6 protein-coding genes and 1 pseudogene are annotated in these 7,856 nt (G+C 74.9%); 1 reads left to right on the plus strand and 6 read right to left on the minus strand.

Annotated features, from left to right (window positions below; genetic code table 11):
• Positions 1–903: pseudogene (locus N4G66_RS44470) on the plus strand (hypothetical protein); the annotation flags it as partial.
• A gap of 197 nt (positions 904–1,100) precedes the next feature.
• On the opposite strand, the gene N4G66_RS44475 reads toward N4G66_RS44470, so the two are convergent.
• The 6 genes from N4G66_RS44475 to N4G66_RS44500 all read right to left on the minus strand — a co-directional run bounded on the left by N4G66_RS44475 (position 1,101) and on the right by N4G66_RS44500 (position 7,700).
• Positions 1,101–2,024 carry an AfsR/SARP family transcriptional regulator gene (locus N4G66_RS44475; protein ID WP_261710032.1) on the minus strand — a complete coding sequence of 308 codons (924 nt, stop codon included), beginning with the start codon at positions 2,022–2,024 and terminating at the stop codon, positions 1,101–1,103.
• Positions 2,021–2,773 carry a thioesterase II family protein gene (locus N4G66_RS44480; protein ID WP_261710033.1) on the minus strand — a complete coding sequence of 251 codons (753 nt, stop codon included), beginning with the start codon at positions 2,771–2,773 and terminating at the stop codon, positions 2,021–2,023. The genes N4G66_RS44475 and N4G66_RS44480 overlap by 4 nt, the downstream gene beginning before the upstream one ends.
• A gap of 185 nt (positions 2,774–2,958) precedes the next feature.
• A complete protein-coding gene (locus N4G66_RS44485; RefSeq protein ID WP_261710034.1) occupies positions 2,959–3,420 on the minus strand; it encodes a nuclear transport factor 2 family protein in 462 nt (153 codons plus the stop codon).
• A gap of 236 nt (positions 3,421–3,656) precedes the next feature.
• A complete protein-coding gene (locus N4G66_RS44490) occupies positions 3,657–4,922 on the minus strand; it encodes an MFS transporter (protein ID WP_261710035.1) in 1,266 nt (421 codons plus the stop codon).
• A 118-nt stretch (positions 4,923–5,040) separates the two neighbouring features.
• Entirely contained in the window at positions 5,041–6,366 is a 1,326-nt protein-coding gene (locus N4G66_RS44495) for a M16 family metallopeptidase (protein WP_261710036.1), read from the minus strand.
• On the minus strand, positions 6,363–7,700 hold the full coding sequence (locus tag N4G66_RS44500; RefSeq protein WP_261710037.1) for a M16 family metallopeptidase: 1,338 nt from the start codon (positions 7,698–7,700) through the stop codon (positions 6,363–6,365). Before N4G66_RS44500 ends, N4G66_RS44495 begins: the two co-directional genes overlap by 4 nt.
• Positions 7,701–7,856: the final 156 nt, after the last annotated feature.

A 7,856-nucleotide genomic window follows, 5' to 3' on the forward strand; every position in this document is an offset into this window, starting at 1 on the left:
TTCGTCCGGCGGTCGCCGGACTCCGGGCGCCCGCTGCACGCCGTGGATCCCGCGCCGCGCCCGGCCGCCCTCGTCGACGAGCTGATCGCCACGGCCGAAACGGACGGGGACGGGGACCGGGCCCGTGGACTGGCCCGCCGGCTCGCCGCCTCCCTGCCCCCCGAGACCGGGCTCGTCCTGCTGAGCGCCCTGGCCGAGGCCGGCGCGTCGCACGACGACGACCGCCCCGCCGGGCACGGGACGGTCCGTGCCCTCGTGTACGGGACCGGTGGCCAGGTCCCCCGTGACGCGCCCGGACACCCGGTGCCCCCGGCCCTGTCCGCCCTGAGTTTCCTGCCGGCATACCCGGAGCACGGGCCGGACCGGCCGGCCGGCGACCGCGAGTCCGGCGACCGCGAACGGGACATCTTCGGGTCCGGCGACTTCGACTCCAGTGACCGCGAGTCCGATGACTACGAGTCCGGCGACCGCGAGTGGGACGACTACGGAGCCGGCGACTTCGAGTCCGGGGACCGCGAGTGGGATGACTACGGGCCAGGTGACCGCGAGTCAGGTGACCGCGACGGCGACCCCGGCTCAGGGGACCGCGAGGAGTGCGGTGACCGCGAGTCCCGGCAGGCGGCCCGCAGTGATCCGCCCGGCGGTCTCATCCGTCTGCGGTTCGCCGACGCGATCACGCTCGAGCGGGCCGTCGCCGCCTTCCGCGCCGGATCCGGCCCGGGTTTCGCCGACGCGTGGAGCGAGCCCGCGACGCTCGTCCTGCAGATCCCCGGTGACGCCGGCGTCGAGACCCTGCGGTCCGTGCTCGCGGTCCTCGACGCGGCGGCGCTCACGGCCCGGTCGCTGACCGTGCACACCCACGAACTCGACGACGTCTTCGCCGCGTTCACCGGCCTGTCCTGAACCCGGGCCCGCCGGTAGCCGCGGGGGCCACCGTGTCACGACAGCGTGGGAGGCGGCACGTGGCGCCGCCACCCGCCGCCTTGGGCGGCTCCCCCGGGCTCGGCACGATCCCACCGCCTCGCGCAGGCCGGGGTACATGCGGCCCCCGCTCTCCGTTCCGGTTCCGGGAACCGGAGCGCCGGGCGCGGGCCGTGGCGCTACCGGCCGGCGTGCTCCTTGTGGAGTTTGCGCATCAAGTCCTCCTGGCCCCGGGCCAGTTGATCGATCCGGGCCCGGAGCTGCGCCACCTCCGCCGCCAGGTCCGGACGGCCAGGACACGCCGTCGCCGGCGCGGGCGAGTGGCTGAGGATCGCCGCCAGGCGGGACCGCAGCGCCGGGCCCGGTTCGATGCCGAGCGTGGTGACCAGACGGCGGCGCGCGCGTTCGTAGACGCCGAGGGCCTCCGCCTGCCGGCCGGCCCGGTACAGGGCGACCATCAGCAGGTCGTAGAAACGCTCGCGCAGCGGATGGTCGGCGGTGAGCCGCTCCAGGTCGCAGATGATCTCGGCGTGTCTGCCGCAGTTCAGGCTCGCCTCGCAGAGGGCTTCCAGGGTGGCCAGGCGCTGCTCCTCGAGACGGTCCGCCTCGGCTGTGCACAGCGGGCCGTGGCAGCTGTCCTGCAGGGCCGCTCCCTGCCACAACGACAGGGCGTGGCGCAGGAGTTGCATCGCGGACCGGGGGTCTTCGGGGACCGCCGCCCGGCCCTGTCCTGACAGGCGGGTGAAGCGGTCCACGTCGGTGGAGGCGCGGTCCAGTCTCAGCAGGTAGCCGGTGGGCAGGGTGCTGATCCACTCGTGGCCCGGGGCGGGCAGCAGCCGGCGCAGCCGGGCGACGTGGGTGTGGAGGGCGTTGGGTGCGTTGGAAGGGGGCCTTTCGCCCCACAGTTCTTCCACCAGGCGGTCCACGGACAGCCGTCGGCCCGCGTGGATGACCAGGGTGGCGAGCAGGGCCCGCTGCTTGGGGCCGCAGGGCACGATGCCCGTCCCGGTCGCCCCGTCGTGCACGACGACCGGGCCGAGGAGCCGGAACTCGGTCGCCTCGCCGCGTAACGGGGCCGGTACGGGCAGGTCGAGGACGGTCATCGCACCGCCGCGGACGGCGGCCGGGCCGGCAGCAGGGCGCGGCGCACGTCGTCCTGGATCCGCCCGGCGACCTCCGGGAGCCGGTCCTGGAAGTAGAAGTGGCCGCCGTCGAACAGGTGCCGGCCCAGGAAGTGCTCGGAGGTGTCCGCCCAGCCGTCCAGGCGGTGCGGGGGCGCCACGTGGTCCCGGGTGCCGCCGAACACCGAGAGCGGGACCGGCAGCGGCGCGGTGAGGGGCTCGGTGCGCCAGGTCTCGCTCATGCGCAGGTCCGCGCGGATGGTCGGCGCGAACAGGTCCCACAGTTCATCGTGGTCCAGGACCGAGGACGGTGTGCCGTCCATCGCGGCCAGTTCCCGGCGCAGTTGGGTGTCGGACAGCAGGTGGCGGCGTACGGGGTCCCCGTCGGGGTGCAGCGTGCCGCGCGCGGACACGCCGAGCCACACCGGCGGCGTGCGGCCCATGTCGAGGAGCCGGCGGGTCAGTTCGTAGGCGACCATCCCGCCCATGCTGTGCCCGAAGAACGCGTAGGGGCCCGTCAGCAGGCTGTCCAGCTCGTGCAGGAAGTGATCGAACAGGGCGCCCGCGTGCGTCAGCGCGGGACGTCTGTCGCGGGGGCCGCGGCCCGGCGCGTCGGGAATCTGCACATCCCAGCCGGGGAAGCAGGCCGGCCAGTCGCGGTACACCAGATGCGATCCACCGGAATGGTGGAACACGAACAGGCGCAGGTTCGGCTCTTCCGCCTTCTGCATGGCGACTCCATCGACGAGACACTCCGGCGTCCGGCCCGACGGCCAGTGGCCGGACCGGGGGCGGGAGTTGGGACGATAGCCGGGTTGGGGCCGCGGCGCCCGCCGGCACGAGTGGACCTTGAACCGCTCTGAACGCGTTCTCGAGTCCCGCCTCCCGCCTCCCGCACCCGCGTCGCTGTCCCCGTTCAGGCCAGGTCGTCGCGGGTCACCCGGCGGTGCGCGGTGCGCCACGTGCCGCGGGTGCGGACCAGGACGTCCTCCATGACGTACACGTACAGCAGTGGGGGGCTTCCCGCGCCGGGGGTGACGTGCACCACGGCCGAACAGCGGGTGTGCAGCAGCCCGTTGGCCCGGGGCCGTACGTCGAGCATGCCGATCCAGTGGTCGAGGCGGCTGCCGGCCCGGCGCCGGCGGGCCGCGCCAGCGCGGACGTAGCGGGCGAGTCCGGCGCGGGCGCGCACCGGCTCGGGCAGCAAGGGCAGTTCGAGGACGGCGTCCTCGGTGAAGGTGCCTGCCCAGCGTTCGGTGTCGTGTGCGTCCAGGATCTGCATCTGGTGCGTGTAGAACTGCTGCACCTGCGCGTACAGGGCGGCGAAATCCTGGCTCTGGGGCGCGTGTTCGGCGGTGCCCGCCAGTTCGACGGTCATGTCTGGCCTCCGCCTCCGTCCGGGTCCTGGGGGTGGTGGGGGGGATGCCGAGAAGATCCTGGGCCGTTCCGGGCGGTCCGGGCTCGGCAGGAGTAGTTTCCGGGGCTCGGCTCGAGCATCTTTCGCATACGTCTCAAGCGTTCCTGCGGACCGGCCGGGCAGGTCCGGGCCGGGAAGGGGGCATCATCGGGCCGGGTCCGGCGCGCTGCTCGGCGGTGTCCGCGGTGTGGGCCGGGTCAGGCGGCCGGCTGGGGCCGGCGGGTGGGTTCGGGGTGCTGGGTCGGCAGGTTGCGGCGGGCCCGGGCGACACAGGGGCCGATCGCCGCCGTGCCGGCCAGGAAGAAGGCTGCCAGGGCCAGCCAGCCCAGCGAGTCGTGGCCCACGGCCAGGAAGCAGACCAGGGCGGGGCCGAGGGTGGCCTGGATGACCACGTGCAGGTGGAAGGCGCCGAGGTACTCGCCGCGCGCCTGCTCGGGGGCCAGGCCGAAACCGAGGCCGAAGCCGCTGGCCGACTGCCACAGTTCGGCGAGAGTGAACAGCAGGACCGCGGTGAGCGCGAGCGCGCCGGTGCCCCAGGACCCGGTGAACCGTCCCGCGGCCAGGGCGGCGCAGGCCAGCACGCTCACCAGTCCCGCCCGGCGGGCCGCGCGGGTCGCGCCGTTCAGGGTCTCCGAGCCGCGGGCCGCCGCCACCTGGAAGAGGACCACCAGGACCGTGTTGACGGCGAGGATCAACGGGACGATGCCGTGCGGCAGATGGGTGTTCCTGACGATCCACAGCGGTATTCCGGCGAGCAGGACCGCGCTGTGCAGGGCGAGCAGGCTGGAGGCGCCGATGACGCCGAGGAAGGGCAGATCGCGCAGGACGCCGAAGGGTTTGGTGCCGTCGGCGGCGGCCCGCGCGTCGGTCGCGGGCAGCTTGAGCACCAGCGCGGCCGCCGCCAGGAAGGTCAGGCCGTTGCCGAGCGGGAGCAGGCTGAGGGTGTCCTTGCCCAGGGAGATCAGCGCGGCCGCCGTGAGCGCGCCGGCCGAGAAGCCGGCGTTGAACAGGGAGCGCAGCGCCGCCCGCGCCCGGACGCGTTCGCCGTCCGGGACCAGTTCGGCGATCAGTGCGCCGAAGGCCGGTCCGCAGCCGTATTCCAGGGCGCCGGTCACGACGACGACCGGGAAGTAGGCGGCGGGTGAGTGCACGGCCGGGTAGAGGGCGTAGGCACCGGCCAGCAGGAGGAGCAGGACGGCGAGCAGGCGGCGGGCGCCTACCGTGTCGGTCAGCCGGCCGAAGACGATGCTGGCGGCGAAGCCGCTGAGGCCGGCGAGGGAGAGGCCGAGGCCGACGACGGTGGCGGGCAGGCCGGCCACGGTGATGAAGTAGACCGCGGAGCCGGCCATGAACAGGCCGTTGCCGAGGCTGTCGACGAAGTGCAGTGCGCCGAGCGTCCTGGCCGGTCCGCGCAGGGACGAGAACGTGCGCTGGATGAACGTTTTCACCACGGTGGGTCCCATCGTCGTCAGTCAGGCTCGGAATCGGGCTCGGGGCAGTTCAGGGGCGGTGCGGGCGGCCGGTGTTCGGGTGCGGGTGCGGGCGGCCGGTGTTCGGGGTCGGTGCGTGGCCGGGGCGGGTTCAGGTGCCGTCGGGTGCGGTGGGCGGCAGGCCGGGAATCCAGGCGGGGGCGATCACCACCGCCGTCAGGCCGCAGGGGGCCAGGTGGGCCGCGGCCGTGCGGGCCACGTCGGCGGCGGTCAGGGCGCGCAGCCGGTCCTCGTAGCCGGCCAGCCGGCTCGCGGGCAGGCCGCCGGCCAGCAGCGCGACGTAGGTCGAGGCGAGTCCGGACCGGGAGGAGCAGGCCATCGCCATGGAACCGACGGCGTAGTTCTGGGCGTTGCGCAGTTCCTGTGCGGTGAAGGAGCCGTCCGCCAGGCGTTGTGTCTCCTGGGTGATGAGGGTGAGGGCGCGGGCGGCGCCGTCGTGGCGTACGTCGGCCTCCACGGTCAGGACGGCGTGGGAGCCCAGCGGGTCGAGGACGGCGCGCGGTGCGTAGGCCAGGCCCTCGCGTTCGCGCAGGACGCGGGTGAGGCGGCTGGCGTAGTAGCCGCCGAGCATGAGCACGGCCAGTTGCAGGGCCGGGTAGTCCTCGTGGCTGCGGCCGGGTACCAGGGTGCCCAGGCGGAGCAGGGTCTGCGGGGTGGCGGGGTGGAGCACGGTGCTGCGGGGGCGCGCCACCGCCGGTGGGGGTGTCGGGTCGGCGGGCGGTGCGGTCGTTTCGGCCGGCGCGGCGTCTGGGTGGGGCAGCAGTGCGGCGGCCTGGGACAGGAGTTCTTCGACCGGACCGGGGCCGACGGTGACGCTGTGGCGGCGGGCGGGGCCGGCGCTGTGCAGCAGGGTCGCGGTGTGCGGGCCCTGGACGTCGGCGCTCTGGGCGGCGGTGGCGGCCCGGCCGTAGGGGTGGGGGCCGTAGACGGCGGTGAGGAAGCCGGTGCGGGCGAGGAGGGCGGGGGCGCTCTGGGCGGCGGTCAGCCGTCGGGCGACGCGGCCGGCCGCCTCGCGCACCTGCCGGGGCTCGTGCGGCCGGCCGGCGTCGAGGCAGTCGCGGATGCGGGCGCAGGTGGCGGCGAAGTCGTCGGCGAAGGTGCGTACGGCGATGACGGCGCGGTCGCTGCGGGCTTCGACCCGCACGGTCGCGAGGTCGGCGGCGGCTTCGGTGAGGGCGCCGCGAAGCGCCTCGGCCATCACCTCGACCCGGCTCTGGTGCGGGCCGGGCGCCGGGGACAGCGGGAACAGCAGTCTGGCTTCGGTCAGTTGGCCGGTCCCGGGCCGCCGCGCGGCGACGGCGGTGCCGCGGCCGGTGATGTGCTCGCGGTGGGCGGGGGCGGTGAAGCGGGGGGCGGGCGCCGGATGCGCGGGTGCGGGGACGGGCCCGGATGCGGTGGGTGCGGTGGGTGCGGTCATGCCGGGGCTCCTGTCCGGGCGGGGGCGGCCGCGCTCACCGGGAGTGTTGCCGGGGGTGTCGCCGGGGTGGGGAGGCTGGTGAGGCGGGCGGCGGGGGCCGTCGCGCAGCGGGCGGCTGCGGCGCTCACCTCGGTGTCGGGGAGCCGGTGCAGGGCGCCGGGCAGGCCGGCCAGGTGGAGGGGGTCGTCGTGGACGGCGGCTCCGATGCACAGCCAGGACGCCTGGCTCGCCACGGAGTCCAGTTCGGCGTGCAGGGCGAGGGCGAGCTGCCGGCGGATACGGGCCAGGGGCCCGGTGAGCGGGACGCGGGCGTCGGCGACGGTGGCAAGGACGGTGCGCAGGCAGTGTTCGGCTTCGTCGGGGTCGGTGCCGGCGGGGTGGGGGAAGTCCACGGCGAACAGGGCGTCGCGGGCGACGTCGAAGGGGTTGCCGGTGCGGTGGGCGCGGGTGCGGAACGCGCCCCAGGTGCGGCGGGCACCCGGGTGGCAGGCGCAGTCGGTGCCCAGCGTCTCCAGGAGTTCGCCGAGCAGCACGGTGGCGAGGTGGGCGCCGGGTTCGGTGACCGGGTCCGGGGTGCGAAAGCCGAGGGCGGTGCGGGCGGTGCGGGCGATGCGTTCGGCGCGCTGGGCCCGGCGGGGGGCGGTGAGCGGGGCTTCCGGGGTGTGGGGGCGGGGCGGGGCGGGGCGCGGGGGCAGCGGGGAGAGGTGGTGTTCGACCAGGTCGCGGGCGTGCTGCGGGTCGAAGTCGCCGGCGAGGGCGAGGTGGACGTTGCCGGGTGCGTAGGAGTCGAGGAAGAAGCGGTGCAGTTCGGCGGGGCCCAGGTCGTGCAGGGCCTCGATGTCGCCGTATCCGTTGTGCCGGTTCTCCCAGGTGTCGTGGAGCAGGGCGGGCAGGTCGAACAGCACCAGTCCGCCGTGCGGGCGTTGCAGCATGTTGCGGCGTATCTCGGCCTGGACGACGGCAATCTGGGCGCTGATGTGGCCGGGGCCGAAGTCGGGGTCGGTGAGCCGCTCGTGTTCGATGCGCAGGGCCAGGTCCAGGGTGCCGGCCGGGAGGACGGCGGTGTACTGGGTGTAGTCGGCGGCGGTGCGCGCGTTGGTGGTGCCGCCGGTGGCGGCGACGGCGTCGGTGAGCGGTCTGCTGCTGGAGGCGCCCTGGGCCAGGACGTGTTCGAGCAGGTGGGCGGCGCCGGCGACCGGCTCGTTGCGGAATCCGGTGCCGACGTGCAGGCAGGTGGCGACGACCTGGCAGCCGGGCAGCGGCTGCAGCAGGACGCGCAGGCCGTTCTCCAGGCGCAGGGTGGTCGGCGCCGGGGTGGTCGGCGGCTGGGTCATCGGATTCCTCCGTGGATACTCCGCCATTCAGGGCGGAGAGGAAACGGACTCCTGCGGAGCAGGGTGGAGAGCTGCGGATCGCCGCCAGGGCGGATCGCAGTGCCGTGACCAGTGCGTTTGATCGTCGCCTGTGGCCGGGCTAGTTTGCGGGTGTGG

Source organism: Streptomyces rhizosphaerihabitans, from assembly GCF_025399795.1.
Taxonomy (GTDB): Bacteria; Actinomycetota; Actinomycetes; order Streptomycetales; family Streptomycetaceae; genus Streptomyces; species Streptomyces rhizosphaerihabitans.

What these genes read in the sequence shown, in the direction of transcription:
- N4G66_RS44485 (WP_261710034.1), bottom strand. Translation starts at nt 3,420, where the DNA reads ATGACCGTCGAACTGGCGGGCACCGCCGAACACGCGCCCCAGAGCCAG.
- N4G66_RS44480 (WP_261710033.1), bottom strand. Translation starts at nt 2,773, where the DNA reads ATGCAGAAGGCGGAAGAGCCGAACCTGCGCCTGTTCGTGTTCCACCAT.
- N4G66_RS44475 (WP_261710032.1), bottom strand. Translation starts at nt 2,024, where the DNA reads ATGACCGTCCTCGACCTGCCCGTACCGGCCCCGTTACGCGGCGAGGCG.
- N4G66_RS44500 (WP_261710037.1), bottom strand. Translation starts at nt 7,700, where the DNA reads ATGACCCAGCCGCCGACCACCCCGGCGCCGACCACCCTGCGCCTGGAG.
- N4G66_RS44495 (WP_261710036.1), bottom strand. Translation starts at nt 6,366, where the DNA reads ATGACCGCACCCACCGCACCCACCGCATCCGGGCCCGTCCCCGCACCC.
- N4G66_RS44490 (WP_261710035.1), bottom strand. Translation starts at nt 4,922, where the DNA reads ATGGGACCCACCGTGGTGAAAACGTTCATCCAGCGCACGTTCTCGTCC.